The organism is Streptomyces sp. NPDC008001, assembly GCF_042958085.1.
Taxonomy (GTDB): Bacteria; Actinomycetota; Actinomycetes; order Streptomycetales; family Streptomycetaceae; genus Streptomyces.
The window spans coordinates 96,356-110,701 of record NZ_JBIBIZ010000008.1; the positions used below are offsets into that span (position 1 = coordinate 96,356).

At 72.5% G+C, this 14,346-nt stretch carries 13 protein-coding genes; 11 read left to right on the forward strand and 2 right to left on the reverse strand.

The annotated features are described in order from the left end of the window. Positions 1-97: 97 nt before the first annotated feature. Together ACFZCD_RS21815 and ACFZCD_RS21820 are read left to right on the forward strand one after the other, a co-directional pair. Positions 98-394, forward strand: coding sequence for a DUF4193 domain-containing protein (locus ACFZCD_RS21815; protein WP_030366107.1), 297 nt, complete (start codon positions 98-100; stop codon positions 392-394). Between the two features lie 14 nt (positions 395-408). Next, positions 409-1,224 (forward strand): hypothetical protein, encoded by an 816-nt coding sequence (locus ACFZCD_RS21820; protein WP_391833287.1) that lies wholly within the window; start codon positions 409-411, stop codon positions 1,222-1,224. Between the two features lie 55 nt (positions 1,225-1,279). On the opposite strand, the gene ACFZCD_RS21825 is transcribed toward ACFZCD_RS21820, so the two are convergent. Continuing rightward, positions 1,280-1,729 carry a DUF3093 domain-containing protein gene (locus ACFZCD_RS21825; protein ID WP_391833289.1) on the reverse strand — a complete coding sequence of 150 codons (450 nt, stop codon included), beginning with the start codon at positions 1,727-1,729 and terminating at the stop codon, positions 1,280-1,282. A gap of 59 nt (positions 1,730-1,788) precedes the next feature. Here ACFZCD_RS21825 and ACFZCD_RS21830 point away from each other — a divergent pair, with 59 nt between their 5' ends. The 8 genes from ACFZCD_RS21830 (at position 1,789) to ACFZCD_RS21865 (ending at position 10,775) form a co-directional block, all read left to right on the forward strand. Then, positions 1,789-2,373 (forward strand): PaaI family thioesterase, encoded by a 585-nt coding sequence (locus ACFZCD_RS21830; protein ID WP_391833291.1) that lies wholly within the window; start codon positions 1,789-1,791, stop codon positions 2,371-2,373. Further along, the gene (gene dut / locus ACFZCD_RS21835) at positions 2,370-2,870 is read left to right on the forward strand and encodes a dUTP diphosphatase (protein ID WP_391833293.1); all 501 of its coding nucleotides are present in this window, start codon (positions 2,370-2,372) and stop codon (positions 2,868-2,870) included. Before ACFZCD_RS21830 ends, dut begins: the two co-directional genes overlap by 4 nt. A gap of 1 nt (position 2,871) precedes the next feature. Next, positions 2,872-3,651: a DUF3710 domain-containing protein gene (locus ACFZCD_RS21840; protein ID WP_391833295.1), complete on the forward strand. Its 780-nt coding sequence runs from the start codon at positions 2,872-2,874 to the stop codon at positions 3,649-3,651. Between the two features lie 326 nt (positions 3,652-3,977). Then, entirely contained in the window at positions 3,978-4,067 is a 90-nt protein-coding gene (kdpF, locus tag ACFZCD_RS21845; RefSeq protein ID WP_043188605.1) for a K(+)-transporting ATPase subunit F, read from the forward strand. 8 nt (positions 4,068-4,075) lie between these two features. Beyond that, positions 4,076-5,767, forward strand: coding sequence for a potassium-transporting ATPase subunit KdpA (kdpA, locus tag ACFZCD_RS21850; protein WP_391833297.1), 1,692 nt, complete (start codon positions 4,076-4,078; stop codon positions 5,765-5,767). After that, on the forward strand, positions 5,764-7,866 hold the full coding sequence (kdpB, locus tag ACFZCD_RS21855) for a potassium-transporting ATPase subunit KdpB (protein ID WP_391833299.1): 2,103 nt from the start codon (positions 5,764-5,766) through the stop codon (positions 7,864-7,866). Before kdpA ends, kdpB begins: the two co-directional genes overlap by 4 nt. Before the next feature lie 7 nt (positions 7,867-7,873). Further along, positions 7,874-8,530 (forward strand): potassium-transporting ATPase subunit KdpC, encoded by a 657-nt coding sequence (gene kdpC, locus ACFZCD_RS21860; RefSeq protein ID WP_391833301.1) that lies wholly within the window; start codon positions 7,874-7,876, stop codon positions 8,528-8,530. 367 nt (positions 8,531-8,897) lie between these two features. Then, positions 8,898-10,775, forward strand: coding sequence for an NAD-binding protein (locus ACFZCD_RS21865; protein ID WP_391833980.1), 1,878 nt, complete (start codon positions 8,898-8,900; stop codon positions 10,773-10,775). Between the two features lie 249 nt (positions 10,776-11,024). On the opposite strand, the gene ACFZCD_RS21870 is transcribed toward ACFZCD_RS21865, so the two are convergent. Then, on the reverse strand, positions 11,025-11,561 hold the full coding sequence (locus ACFZCD_RS21870; RefSeq protein ID WP_391833303.1) for a GNAT family N-acetyltransferase: 537 nt from the start codon (positions 11,559-11,561) through the stop codon (positions 11,025-11,027). A gap of 193 nt (positions 11,562-11,754) precedes the next feature. Between ACFZCD_RS21870 and ACFZCD_RS21875 the strand changes: the two genes are divergently transcribed. After that, positions 11,755-14,307: an ATP-binding protein gene (locus ACFZCD_RS21875; protein ID WP_391833304.1), complete on the forward strand. Its 2,553-nt coding sequence runs from the start codon at positions 11,755-11,757 to the stop codon at positions 14,305-14,307. Positions 14,308-14,346 lie beyond the last annotated feature (39 nt).

Consider the following 14,346-nt stretch of genomic DNA (forward strand, 5'->3'; position numbering starts at 1 on the left):
GTGAGGCAAAATCTCCGCCTCGGGTCGGGCACAAGTCCGGCCTCTCACGCGTTACGTGCGCTGGAGACACCGCAGACACCCAGAGGGGGAGAGCGACATGGCAACGGACTACGACACCCCACGCAAGACCGACGACGACGTCGACTCGGACAGCCTTGAAGAGCTCAAGGCCCGCCGGAACGACAAGTCGGCGTCGACCGTCGACGTGGACGACTTCGAGGCCGCCGAAGGCATGGAACTGCCCGGCGCGGACCTCTCCAACGAGGAGCTGGCCGTCCGGGTCCTGCCCAAGCAGGCCGATGAGTTCACCTGCATGAGCTGCTTCCTCGTGCACCACCGCAGCCAGCTGGCGCGCGAGAAGAACGGCCAGCCGATCTGCCGCGACTGCGACTGAGGACCGGGTCTGCGATGGCAGGCTCGACCCCGTTCCGGAAGCGGCGTTCCCGCCAGCCCGAGCTGACCACCGGGCCGGGCCGGGATGCTGTACGGCAGGACGTCCCTGCCCCCGGCGACACGGCCGGCACCCACGTCGAGCGAGGCCGCACGGCCTCGCTCGCCGCAGCGGTCGGCCGTGGCGCCGCCAAGGGCGGCCGGGGAGCGCGGGCGAGCCTCGCCGCCCTCACCGACCGGCTCATCGCGAACGCCCCGCGCATCCCCGTGCGCGACCTCGCCGCGCTGCGGGCCCAGTTCCCGGGCCTCGGCCCGGAGGAGCTCGCCGACAAGCTGGTGGCCGGCGCGGCCCACGGCACCTCCACCGTGGGCGCCGGAGTCGGGGCCGCGGCCATGCTGCCGGTGCCGCCCGCGATGCCCGCCGAGCTGGCGGCCGAGATCGCCGGCGTGGCCGCCGTGGAGATCAAGCTCATCGCCGAGCTCCACGAGGTCTACGGCCTGCGGGCCCCCGGCAACGCCCGCCAGCGCTCCCTGGCCTATCTGGCCGCCTGGGCCGACGAGCGCGGCATCGACATCACGGCCCCCGCCACCCTCAACGCGGCCCTGGGGGTCCAGCTGAGGCGCGAGCTGCGCCAGCAGATCCTCAAGCGCACGTTCCGCAATCTGCCCAGCCTCGCCCCCTTCATGATCGGCGCGACCGTGGGCGCGGTGATGAACCGCCGCGACACCCGCAGGCTCGCCGCCAAGATCCGCAAGGACCTGCGCTCCCGGCAGGTGCCGTGGGAGGAGCTCCCCGCCGGCGCCGAAGGCTCCCCACCGCCGAAGAGGCCGTGAGGAGCCCGTGCCGCCGGGAAGACCGCGCCGTGCGGGAGGCCGCGGGGGAGCCCGTTCAGGAAGCCCGTACGGCCGCCGTCAGCGCGGCGGCCAGCCGCTCGGGAGAGCGTGTGGAGAGGTAGGCGTACGGCGTGGGGTCCGCCGGGTCCGTGATCTCGACCCGGACGGCCGTGGGCACGTAGCCCCGCAGCAGCATGAAGGCCCGGGTGTCCGCCTTGTACGTGCGCCAGGCGCGCGCCTCCTCGGCGTCCAGCACCTCCGGCGTCCCCAGCGCCTCGACCGGGATCCGCGCGTCGCCCGCGATCAGCGCGCCGCCCACCACGCGGATGCGCACCGAGCCGTAGGAGCTGACGGCGACGGCCGCGAGGGCCGCGCCGCCCACCAGACCGCCGAGCATCGGCACCGTGCCCAGGGGCAGCAGGATCAGCGCCAGGGCCACCCCGGTCAGAACCGCGATGAACCACCAGGAACGGGGTGCGGTGAGACGTTCTTCGTAAGCCTGCATGGGCCCAAGCTTGACACGAGCGGGACCGGGCCCGGCCCTCGCGGGTAAGGTCAGCCCCTGTGAGTGGACGAACGACAGCGCTGACGCCGCCGGAGGGGGCCGTGCCCCCGGTGCGGCACCCCGACGCGCCCGCGCCCGGCGAGACCATCGGGTCGCACTACGAGTACTGCTTCGGCTGCGGCCCCGGTGTCCCGCACGGGCTGCACGTGGAGGTGCGGGCCGGCGACGGGGTATGCGTCACCGCGGAGTTCCGGGTCAAGGACGCCCACCAGGGCGCCCCCGGCCTGGCCCACGGCGGGGTGCTGGCGACGGCGCTGGACGAGACGCTGAGCGCGCTCGGCTGGATGCTGCGGGTGATCGCGGTGACCGGCCGGCTGGAGACCGACTACCTGCTGCCCGTGCCGGTGGACACCGTGCTGCACCTGCGCGCCGAGGTGAAGGCCGTGCACGGCCGTAAGATCTACGCCGCGGCCACCGGCCGGATCGGCGGGCCCGAGGGCCCGCTCGCACTCCGCGCCGAGGCGGTGTTCGTCGAGGTCAAGGTCGACCACTTCATCGAGCACGGCCGTCCCGCAGAGATCCAGGCCACGCTGGCCAATCCCGACCAGGTGAAGGTCGCGCGAGCTTTCGAGGTGAACCCGTGACGCGTCAACCCTTGGACGTCCTCGTCCGCCGAGTGGACCCCGAGGTGCCCCTCCCCTCCTACGGCCACCCCGGCGACGCCGGCTGCGACCTCGTGACCACCGAGGCCGCCGAGCTGGCCCCGGGGGAGCGGATGGTGCTCCCGACGGGGATCTCCGTCGCGCTGCCGGACGGCTACGCCGCCTTCGTGCACCCGCGTTCGGGTCTCGCCGCCCGGTGCGGAGTCTCCATGGTGAATGCCCCGGGGACGATCGATGCCGGGTACCGTGGAGAGATCAAGGTGATTGTGGTCAATCTGGACCCGCGGGAGACCGTTCGGTTCGAGAGGTTCGACCGCATTGCCCAGTTGGTCGTCCAGCAAGTAGAGAAGATCCGCTTCCACGAGGTCGCGGAGCTTCCGGGCTCGGCACGGGCCGAAGGGGGCTTCGGGTCCACCGGTGGCCACGCTGCCGTGGGGTATGGATTCGCTTCGGTCGCCAGCGACCGGGAAGGACAGTGACGTGTTCGGTCGTCGCCGCAAGCGCAGTGAGGACGTAGTCGAGGACTCCCGTCCCGACGACGTGACCTCCGAGGAGTTGGCTGAGGATTCTCTGCCGTCCGCGCAGGACTCCGCGGCCGAGAGCCGTGTCCGGCTGGAGCCGGAGCCCCGCCCCGACGGGCCGTGGGACCTCTCCGAGGTCCGTGACCCCGCCGAGGGCCGGGTCGACCTGGGCGGTCTGTTCGTGCCCGGGGTCGAGGGCATGGAGCTGCGCGTGGAGGTCGCCGGTGACGCGATCGTCGCCGCCACCGTCGTGCTCCGCGACAGCGCCGTGCAGCTGCAGGCCTTCGCCGCCCCCAAGCGCGAGGGCATCTGGGTCGAGGTCCGCGAGGAGATCGCCTCCGGCATCACCCAGCAGGGCGGTGTCGTGGACGAGGTCCAGGGGCCGCTGGGCTGGGAGCTGCGGGCGCAGGTCCCGGTCGCGCTGCCGGACGGCACGCAGGGCGTGCAGATGGTGCGCTTCATCGGGTGCGACGGGCCGCGCTGGTTCCTGCGCGGCGTGATCTCCGGCCAGGGCGCGGTGCAGCCGCAGACCGCCGGCCTGCTGGAGCAGATCTTCCGGGATACCGTCGTCGTCCGCGGCGAGTCCCCGATGGCTCCCCGCGACCCGATCGTCCTGAAGCTGCCGGAGGACGCACAGATGGTCGCCGAGGGCCTGCAGCAGCCGGACGACGACCGCTCGCGCTTCGCGGGCGGCGTGGACCGCCTGGAGCGCGGTCCGGAGATCACCGAAGTGCGCTGACGGACGCCCGCAGCCACCGGCGAACCACCCTCGCCGGCGGCTGGATTACGGCCTTCCGCTGGGCCGCAACCCCTGACCGGGGTTGCGGCCCAGCGGCGTTTTTGCAGGTCAAAGGCGTATCCGTATGGATTGCGTCAAGGGGCCGCTAATGGCCGTATAGAGCGCGTCAACGGAGCGCCCGGAGCGGGCGGTGAACGGTTTCCTGTGATGGTCCGTTCATATCCGAACCCTCTCTAGGAGCACACGATGGCCGACGTGGCCTTCGTCGTCACCACGATCGCGGTCTTCGCGCTGGTGGCTCTCGTCGCCAAGGGGGTGACGAAGCTGTGACCGCCGAGAACATCGTCGGCCTCGTCGTGGCCGTCGCCCTCCTGGGCTACCTGATCCTCGCCCTCGTCTTCCCGGAGAGGTTCTGAGCACAGATATGAGCCCCGTTCTCTCCGGAGCCCTCCAGCTCCTCGCGCTCGTCGCGGCGCTGGCGCTGTCCTACCGCCCGCTGGGCGACTACATGGCCCGCGTCTACAGCTCCGAGAAGCACCTGCGCGCCGAGAAGCTGATCTACCGCACCATCGGCGCCGACCCGGACGCCGGCATGCGCTGGCCCGCGTACCTGCGCGGCGTCCTCGCCTTCTCCGTCGCCGGCGTCCTCTTCCTGTACCTCCTGCAGCGGATCCAGGGGATCCTCCCCGGCTCGCTGTCGCTGGGCTTCACCGCCATCAGCCCGGACCAGGCGTTCAACACCGCCGCCTCGTTCGTCGCCAACACCAACTGGCAGTCGTACTCGGGCGAGCAGGCCATGGGCCACGCCGTCCAGACGCTCGGCCTCGCCGTGCAGAACTTCGTCTCCGCGGCCGTCGGCATAGCCGTGGCCGTCGCCCTGGTCCGCGGCTTCGCGCGCTCGCGCACCGGCGAGCTCGGCAACTTCTGGGCCGACCTGGTCCGCGGCACCGTCCGCATCCTGATCCCGCTCTCCGTGATCGGTGCGATCGTCCTGGTCGCCTGCGGCGCCATCCAGAACTTCTCGGGCATTCACGAGATCGGCCGGCTGACCGGCGGCACCCAGCAGGTCAACGGCGGCGCCGTGGCCTCGCAGGAGGTCATCAAGGAGCTCGGCACCAACGGCGGCGGCTACTTCAACGCCAACTCCGCCCACCCGTTCGAGAACCCCAACGCCTTCTCCAACCTCTTCGAGATCTTCCTGATCCTCGTCATCCCCTTCGCGCTGACCCGGACCTTCGGCAAGCTCGTCGGCAACGTCAGGCAGGGCTACGCGATCCTCGCCGCGATGGGCGTCATCTGGCTCGGCTTCACCGTGCTGATGATGTGGACCGAGTACGCGCACCACGGCGCCGCGCTGCAGGCCGCGGGCGGCGCGATGGAGGGCAAGGAGCAGCGCTTCGGCGTCGGCGCCTCGGCCATCTTCGCGACCACCACGACGCTCACCTCGACCGGCGCGGTGGACTCCTTCCACTCCTCCTTCACCGGCCTGGGCGGCGGCATCGCGCTGCTGAGCATGATGCTCGGCGAGATCGCGCCCGGCGGCGTCGGCTCCGGCCTCTACGGCATGCTCGTCATGGCGATCATCGCGGTGTTCATCGCGGGCCTGATGGTGGGCCGGACGCCCGAGTACCTCGGCAAGAAGATCGGCACCCGCGAGATCAAGCTCGCCGCGTGCTACATCCTCATCACCCCGACCCTGGTGCTGGGCTTCACCGCCCTGTCCATGGCGCTGTCCGCGCCGCCCGAGTCGATCCTGAACGTCAAGGGCAACTCGGTGGACGGCAGCGGCGCCCACGGCTTCTCCGAGGTCCTCTACGCGTTCACCTCCGGCGCCAACAACAACGGCTCCGCCTTCGCCGGCCTGAACGCCAACACGCCCTGGTACAACACCACGATCGGCCTGGCCATGCTGCTCGGCCGCTTCCTGCCGATGGTCTTCGTCCTGGCGCTGGCCGGCTCGCTCGCCGAGCAGACGCCCGTCCCCGAGACCGCGGGCACCCTGCGCACGGAGAAGCCGCTCTTCGCGGGCCTGCTCGTCGGCGCGATCCTGATCATCACCGGCTTGACCTACTTCCCGGCCCTGGCCCTTGGCCCGATGGCGGAGGGACTCTCATGAGCACGACCACTCCTGTCCGTACGGCGTCCGAGGAGGACACCCACCCGCAGGGCTCCCCGGATCCCGGCCGGGTCTCCGGGGGCCTCTTCGACCCCGCGCAGCTGCTGAAGTCGCTGCCGGACGCCTTCCGCAAGCTCGACCCCCGGGTGATGGTCAAGGCCCCGGTCATGTTCGTGGTCCTGATCGGCTCGGTGGTGACCACCGTGCTGGCGCTGAAGGACCCGGGCTCCTGGTTCGGCTGGGCGATCACCGTCTGGCTGTGGCTGACCGTGCTCTTCGCCAACCTGGCGGAGGCGGTCGCCGAGGGCCGCGGCAAGGCCCAGGCCGACACCCTGCGCAAGGCCAAGACCGACACGGTGGCCCGGCGGCTGAACGGCGGCACCGAGGAGTCGGTGCCCGGCACCGAGCTGCGCGTGGGCGACCTGGTCGTCTGCGAGGCCGGCGACATCATCCCGGGCGACGGCGACGTCGTCGAGGGCGTCGCCTCGGTCGACGAGTCGGCCATCACCGGCGAGTCGGCTCCGGTCATCCGCGAGTCCGGCGGCGACCGCTCGGCGGTCACCGGCGGCACCAAGGTCCTCTCCGACCGCATCGTCATCAAGATCACGACGAAGCCCGGCGAGACCTTCATCGACCGGATGATCAACCTGGTCGAGGGCGCGGCCCGGCAGAAGACGCCCAACGAGATCGCGCTGAACATCCTGCTCGCCTCGCTGACGATCGTCTTCCTGCTGGCCGTCATCACGCTCCAGCCGTTCGCGATCTACGCGGGCGCCGAGCAGTCGATGATCATCCTCGCGGCGCTGCTCGTCTGCCTCATCCCGACCACCATCGGCGCCCTGCTGTCGGCGATCGGCATCGCGGGCATGGACCGGCTGGTGCAGCGCAACGTCCTGGCGATGTCCGGGCGCGCGGTGGAGGCCGCGGGCGACGTCTCGACGCTGCTGCTCGACAAGACCGGCACCATCACCTACGGCAACCGGCAGGCCGCCGAGTTCGTGCCCGTCAAGGGCACCATGGCGGCCGAGGTTGCCGACGCCGCCCAGCTCTCCTCGCTCGCCGACGAGACGCCCGAGGGCCGCTCGATCGTCGTCCTCGCGAAGGAGAAGTACGGCCTGCGCGAGCGCCACGAGGGCGAGCTCGTGGGCGCCGAGTGGATCCCGTTCACGGCACAGACCCGTATGTCCGGCGTGGACGTTGACGGCCGCAAGGTCCGCAAGGGCGCGACCGGTTCGGTCATCGCCTGGGTCGAGGAGCAGGGCGGCACGGTCGCCGAGGACGCCCGCAAGCTCACCGACGACATCTCGCAGGCCGGCGGCACCCCGCTGCTCGTTGCCGTGGAGGACGACAAGGGCGCGCGCGTCCTGGGCGTCATCCACCTCAAGGACGTCGTCAAGGAGGGCATGCGCGAGCGGTTCGACGAGCTGCGCGCCATGGGCATCAAGACCGTCATGATCACGGGCGACAACCCGCTGACAGCCAAGGCCATCGCGGAGGAGGCCGGCGTCGACGACTTCCTCGCCGAGGCCACGCCCGAGGACAAGATGGCGCTCATCAAGCGCGAGCAGGCCGGCGGCAAGCTGGTGGCGATGACGGGTGACGGCACGAACGACGCTCCCGCGCTGGCGCAGGCGGACGTGGGCGTGGCCATGAACACCGGCACCTCGGCCGCCAAGGAGGCCGGGAACATGGTGGACCTGGACTCCAACCCCACCAAGCTCATCGAGATCGTCGAGATCGGCAAGCAGCTGCTCATCACGCGCGGCGCCCTGACGACCTTCTCGATCGCGAACGACGTCGCCAAGTACTTCGCCATCATCCCGGCGATGTTCGCGGTGGCCTACCCCGGCCTGGACAAGCTCAACATCATGAGCCTGACCTCGCCCGAGTCGGCCATCCTCTCGGCGGTCGTCTTCAACGCGCTGATCATCGTCGCCCTGGTGCCGCTCGCCCTCAAGGGCGTGCGCTACCGGCCGATGAGCGCGGACAGCATGCTGCGGCGGAACCTCGGCATCTACGGACTGGGCGGCCTGATCGCCCCGTTCATCGGCATCAAGATCATCGACATGCTCATCTCCCTCATCCCTGGCATCGGGTGACGTCACCATGAACAACTCCGTACGCAGCACGGCCCGCCTGGTCGGCGCGGGGCTCCGCGCCCTGCTCGTCCTCACGGTGGTCTGCGGGGTGATCTACCCGCTGGTCGTCACCGGCATCGCCCAGGCGGCCTTCCACGACAAGGCCAACGGCTCCGAGATCAAGGCCGGCGGCAGGTCCGTGGGCTCCGAGCGGCTCGGCCAGAGCTACACCCTCGACAAGAAGGACAAGGACGGCAACCCGCTGCCGGACCCGAAGTACTTCCAGCCGCGCCCGTCGGCCGCCGGCCCGAACACCGAGAACACCCAGCACCAGCTGATCGTCTCCGGTGCCTCGAACCTCGCCGCCGACAGCAGGACGCTGCTGGACGCCGTCAAGCAGCGGCGGGCGGACGTCGCCGCGTTCAACCACGCCGACCCGTCGGCCGTGCCGGTGGACGCGCTGACGGCCTCCGCCTCGGGTCTCGACCCGGACATCTCGCCGGCCTACGCGCGCCTGCAGGCCAAGCGCGTCGCCGAGGCCAACGGCCTGCCGGCGGACAAGGTCGAGAAGCTGGTCGAGGACCATGTGGACGGCCGCGTCCTCGGCTTCATGGGCGAGCCGCGGGTCAACGTCCTGAAGCTCAACGTCGCGCTGCGGGAGCTCGCGGGCGGCGGGACGCGGTGACCTCCGGGGTGTGAACGTGAGACCGGCGGGCGCACCGGCGCCCGCGTGAGCGGCGCCGCAGCCCGGTCCCTGCCGACAGGGGCCGGGCTGCGGTCCGTGGCGTGGCGTGATGCGGTCCATGGCGGGGGCCGGATGGGGCCGTCATACGTGGCGGGGCCGGGCCGAAATCCCTGGCGGGGGCCGGGCCGGGGCCGGTCCGGTGGCGGACGGGCGGCTTCCGCCCGTAGAAGCCCGGCTTCCGCCCCTGCCGTCCCGGATGTCCCCGCATATCCCGGTGGAATCCGGTGAATGTTCGACCGGCAGAGGGCAGTCTGACGGTGTGGCCACTCTGAACCCTCAGCCCCAAGTCGTCCCGGGCGTCCCCCACATGGTGGTGTGCGGCGACGACGGGCTCGTGCACCGGCTCGCCGCCGAGCTCTCCGGCGTGTACGGGGAGCACGTCACCGTCGTCCTGCCGCCGGCGCGCGAGGCCCGGCGGCGCCCCGCGCCCGTCGTCGGCCGTGCCGCGGCCTTCTTCGGGCGCATGACCGGGGCCGTCGGCCGCGCCGGCCTTCCCGACCGCAACGGCACCGCGCCGGCCGGCAACGGCCTTGTACGGGTCGTGGAGGCGGCCGAGCCCGACGAGGCGGCGTTCACCGAGGCGCAGGTGGTCCGGGCCACGGCGCTCGCCCTCGTCTACGAGGACGACGAGACCAACATCCAGGCGGCCCTCCTCGCCCGCAGCCTCAACCCCCGCGTCCGGCTCGTGATCCGCCTCTACAACCGGCGGCTGGGGCAGCACCTGGAAGCGCTCCTCGACCAGGCCGCCCAGCTGACCGCCACCGGGCGGGACGCCTCGCTCGCGGCCGAGGCCACCACCACCGTCCTGTCGGACGCCGACACCGCCGCCCCCGCCCTCGTCACCGCCGCCGTCTCCGGCCACAGCAAGGTCATCGAGGCGGGCGGCCTGATGCTGAGGACGAAGGAGCGGCCCGCGACGGACACCGGCGAGCGGCCCCGGGAGCTGTGCACCCTCGCCCTGCTCTCCCCGTCCGTACGGCCGTCCGTCCTCGAAGGCCCCGACAGCGACGGGCCGTTGCTGCTGCCCGGCGACCCCCGCTTCGACCAGCGGCTGCGCGGCAGCGAGGGGCGCTCGCGGGTCGTCCTGGAAACGGTCCCCTATACCGTGCTGCCCACCGCGCCCGACCGGCCCGCCATTCTCAGCCTGCCGCTCGGATCGTTCTTCTCCCGGCGCCTGCGCTGGGCGCTCGGCCTGCTGACCGCCGCCGTGTGCGGGCTCGCCGTCGTCTCGTGGAGCGTCACCAGCGACAATCCGACGCACGCGGTGTACCTCTCGCTGCTCGACCTGTTCGCCATCAACGAGCCGGCGATCAGGGAGAACCACGGCCGGCAGATACTGCAGCTGCTCTCCGGCTTCGTCGGGCTGCTGCTGCTTCCCCTGCTGGTGGCCGCCGCGCTGGAAGGCCTCGGAACGTTCCGCTCCGCTTCTGCGCTCCGGCGTCCGCGGCGCGGCCTGTCCGGGCACGTGGTGCTGCTCGGGCTCGGCAAGATCGGTGCGCGGGTGCTGGCCCGGCTGCGCGAGTTCAACATCCCCGTCGTGTGCGTGGAGCGCGACCCGCAGGCCCGCGGCGTCGCGCTCGCCCGCGCGCTGCGCGTGCCCACGATCATCGGCGACGTGACCGAGGACGGCGTCCTGGACGCCGCCAAGATCGGCCAGAGCACGACGCTGCTGGCGCTGACCAGCAGTGACATCACCAACCTGGAGGCCGCGCTGTACGCGCGCGCCGTCAAGCCGGACGTACGGGTGGTCATGCGGCTCTACGACGACCGCTTCGCGAAAGCGGTCTACCGCACCCTGCGCGGCGCCCACCCCCAGGCGTGGACCCGCAGCCGCAGCGTCTCCTTCCTCGCCGCGCCGGCCTTCGCGGGCGCGATGGTGGGGCGGCAGATCCTCGGGGCCGTCCCCGTCGAGCGGACCGTCATCCTCATCGCGGCCGTCGAGGTGGGCGGCAGCGCCGGGCTGGAGGGGCGCCGCGCCGCCGAGGCCTTCGCGCCCGGCGCGTGGCGCGCGCTCGCCCTCACCATGGAACGGCCGGACGCGCCCGGGCGCCAGACGGTCCTGCTGCGGAACCTGCCCGTGCATTACGTGCTGCGCCCGCAGGACCGCGTCATCGTCGCCGCGACCCGCCGCGGCCTCGCCGACCTCCTGGGCCGCCACCGGGATCCCGTCCCCCGCGCCCGCTGACGGATCGCGCGGAGTCTCCGTGCTCGGCCCCTACGGGCCTGTCCTGCGGCCGCCGCTCGACTCAGGCGGCCGGGTACCGCCGGTCTGCGCCGTAGTGGTTGAGCGCCGTTGCGGCGGGGTGGGTGACGGCGCCACCTGGCTTTTGCGCCGGCCGCGGGCCAGTCCTGGCACCCCCGGTCTGCGCCGCGGTGGTTGAGCGCCGTCGCGGCGGGAGAAGGCGGCGGCGTCACCCGGCTTGCGAGCCGGGCGTTACCAGACGTCGCCCGGCCTCCAGTCGCACGTCAGGGGGGCGTCCAGGTCGAGTTTCGCCGTCAGGGGCAGGACGTAGATGCAGCCGTCCTCCTCCTTCGTGCGCTGCAGGCCCGAGGGGGAGAGGACCGAGGACGGGCCGCGCCACAGCTGCCAGCCGCGGCCCACGTACAGCGGCACCGCCTCGTCCGCCGCTCCCAGCGCCCCCACCTCGTACGCCCCGTCCCGCAGGACCCGCTCCAGCGCCTCCATGACGGCCGAGGCCACGCCCCGCCGGCGCCGGTCCGCGCGGACGGCGACCGCCTCCACGTAGCCCGCGCGCAGCGCCCGCCCGCCGTGCAGCAGGCGCCGCTGCACGAGCGAGCCGTGGCCTATGAGCTCTCCGCCGTCCCGGACGAGGGCGTGCATGCCGCCCACGGTGTGGTCCCAGTCGTCGTCGGAGAAGTCGCCTTCGAACGCGTCGTCCATGAGCGCGCGGACCGCGGCGAGTTCCGCGCCGGTGAGTTCGGACGTGTGGGCCGTGCGTACGTCAGTCATGCGGCCATGCTGCCAGCGACACGGCCTGCGGCGTCAGAGCTGCGTCAATACCGCGGCCGAGGCCCCCGGACGCCCCGAATGTCCAGAACTTTGGCCGTAAGGTCGACCGTACGCGGCAGTGCGGGCACATCGGCACTGCCGGCCGTCACGGAGCGGCCGGACACCACCGCGGGGCGTGAAAGACAATGGGGCCATGGGACGCGGCAAGCTTCGGATCTACCTCGGCGCGGCACCGGGCGTCGGCAAGACGTACGCGATGCTCTCCGAGGCCCACCGCCGCGTGGAGCGCGGCACGGACGCCGTCGTCGGCTTCGTCGAGCACCACGGCCGGCCGCGCACCGAGGTGATGCTGCACGGCCTGGAGGAGGTGCCCCGCCGGGAGATCGCCTACCGCGGGACGGTCTTCCCCGAGATGGACCTCGACGCCGTCCTCGCCCGCCGCCCCGCCGTCGCCCTCGTGGACGAGCTCGCCCACACCAACGTGCCCGGCTCGCGCAACACCAAGCGCTGGCAGGACGTCGAGGAGCTGCTCCAGGCGGGCATCGACGTCGTTTCCACGGTCAACATCCAGCACCTGGAGTCGCTCGGCGACGTCGTCGAGTCGATCACCGGCGTCCGGCAGCAGGAGACCGTGCCCGACGAGGTGGTGCGCCGCGCCGACCAGATAGAGCTGGTCGACATGTCGCCGCAGGCGCTCCGCCGCCGCATGGCCCACGGGAACATCTACAAGCCCGACAAGGTCGACGCGGCCCTCTCCAACTACTTCCGGCCCGGCAACCTGACCGCGCTGCGCGAGCTCGCGCTGCTGTGGACGGCCGACCGCGTCGACGAGTACCTGCGCCAGTACCGCACCGAGCACAGCGTCTCCACGATCTGGCAGGCCCGCGAGCGCATCGTCGTGGGCCTCACCGGCGGCCCCGAGGGCCGCACCCTGATCCGCCGCGCGGCGCGCATGGCCGCCAAGGGCTCCGGCAGCGAGATCCTCGCCGTCTACATCGCCCGCAGCGACGGCCTCACCTCGGCGTCGCCGAAGGAGCTGGCCGTCCAGCGCACCCTGGTCGAGGACCTCGGCGGCACCTTCCACCACGTGATCGGGGACGACGTGCCCGCCTCGCTGCTGGAGTTCGCCCGCGGAGTCAACGCCACCCAGATCGTGCTCGGCTCCAGCCGGCGCAAGACCTGGCAGTACATCTTCGGCCCCGGCGTGGGCCAGACCGTGGCCCGCGACTCCGGGCCCGACCTCGACGTGCACATCGTCACCCACGAGGAGGCCGCCAAGGGCCGCGGCCTGCCCGTGGCGCGCGGCGCCCGCCTGGGCCGCGGCCGCATCGTGGCCGGCTGGCTCGTGGGCCTCCTGGGCCCCGCCGGGCTGAGCCTGCTGCTGACGCACATCGGCCCGGACCTCGGCCTCGCCAACGACATGCTGCTGTTCCTGTGCATGACGGTGGCCGCGGCCCTCCTCGGCGGCCTGCTGCCCGCCCTCGCCTCGGCGGCCTTCGGCTCGCTGCTGCTGAACTACTACTTCGTCGAGCCGCTTCACCGCTGGACGATCACCGACCCCAAGAACATCGTCGCCATCGCGATCTTCGTCTTCGTCGCGGTCTCCGTGGCCTCCGTGGTGGACACGGCCGCGCGCCGCACCCACCAGGCGGCGCGGCTGCGCGCGGAGTCGGAGATCCTCTCCTTCCTCGCCGGCAGCGTGCTGCGCGGCGACACCAGCCTGGAGGCCCTGCTGGAGCGGGTCCGGGAGACCTTCGCCATGGAGTCCGTGGCCCTCCTGGAGCGCGCCAGCGACGTCGACCCCTGGACCTGCGCGGCCGGCGTCGTGACCAGCTCGGGCAGGCCCCTGCTGCGGCCCGAGGACGCCGACGTCGACATGCCCGTCGGCGACAACATGGCGCTGGCCCTCGCCGGCCGCGTCCTGCCCGCCGAGGACCGCCGCGTGCTCGCCGCCTTCGCCGCGCAGGCCGCGGTCGTGCTGGACCGGCAGCGGCTGGTCGGCGAGGCCGAGCGGGCCCGCCGCCTGGACGAGGGCAACCGCATCCGCGTCGCGCTGCTCGCCGCCGTCAGCCACGACCTGCGCACCCCGCTCGCCGCGATCAAGGCCGCGGTGACCTCCCTGCGCTCGGACGACGTCGCCTGGTCCGAGGAGGACGAGGCCGAGCTGCTGGCGGCCATCGAGGACGGCGCCGACCGCCTCGACCACCTCGTCGGCAACCTCCTCGACATGTCGCGGCTGCAGACCGGCACCGTCACCCCGCTGATCCGCGAGATCGACCTGGACGAGGTCGTGCCCATGGCCCTCGGCGGCGTCCCCGAGGGCAGCGTCACCCTCGACATCCCCGAGTCGCTGCCGATGGTCGCCGTCGACCCCGGCCTGCTGGAGCGCAGCGTCGCCAACGTCGTCGAGAACGCCGTCAAGTACAGCCCCGGCGGCACGCCGGTCCACGTCTCCGCCAGCGCCCTGGGCGACCGGGTGGAGGTCCGGGTGGCCGACCGCGGCCCCGGCGTCCCCGACAGCGCCAAGAACCGCATCTTCGAGCCCTTCCAGCGCTACGGGGACGCGCCGCGCGGGGCCGGCGTCGGCCTCGGCCTGGCCGTCGCCCGGGGCTTCGCCGAGGCCATGGGCGGCACGCTCGCCGCCGAGGACACGCCCGGCGGCGGCATGACGATGGTGCTCACCCTGCGGGCCGCCGAGGGGATCGCCCCCGTCCGCGCGGACCTCCCGGCGCAGGCCACCTCGTGAGACCTCCCCGGCACACCGACAGACCAGCAGTCCCCGACC

Coding starts and splice junctions, on each gene's coding strand:
- ACFZCD_RS21815 (WP_030366107.1), top strand. CDS start 98: ATGGCAACGGACTACGACACCCCACGCAAGACCGACGACGACGTCGAC.
- ACFZCD_RS21820 (WP_391833287.1), top strand. CDS start 409: ATGGCAGGCTCGACCCCGTTCCGGAAGCGGCGTTCCCGCCAGCCCGAG.
- ACFZCD_RS21825 (WP_391833289.1), bottom strand. CDS start 1,729: ATGCAGGCTTACGAAGAACGTCTCACCGCACCCCGTTCCTGGTGGTTC.
- kdpA (WP_391833297.1), top strand. CDS start 4,076: ATGAGCCCCGTTCTCTCCGGAGCCCTCCAGCTCCTCGCGCTCGTCGCG.
- kdpB (WP_391833299.1), top strand. CDS start 5,764: ATGAGCACGACCACTCCTGTCCGTACGGCGTCCGAGGAGGACACCCAC.
- kdpC (WP_391833301.1), top strand. CDS start 7,874: ATGAACAACTCCGTACGCAGCACGGCCCGCCTGGTCGGCGCGGGGCTC.
- ACFZCD_RS21865 (WP_391833980.1), top strand. CDS start 8,898: ATGGTGGTGTGCGGCGACGACGGGCTCGTGCACCGGCTCGCCGCCGAG.
- ACFZCD_RS21870 (WP_391833303.1), bottom strand. CDS start 11,561: ATGACTGACGTACGCACGGCCCACACGTCCGAACTCACCGGCGCGGAA.
- ACFZCD_RS21875 (WP_391833304.1), top strand. CDS start 11,755: ATGGGACGCGGCAAGCTTCGGATCTACCTCGGCGCGGCACCGGGCGTC.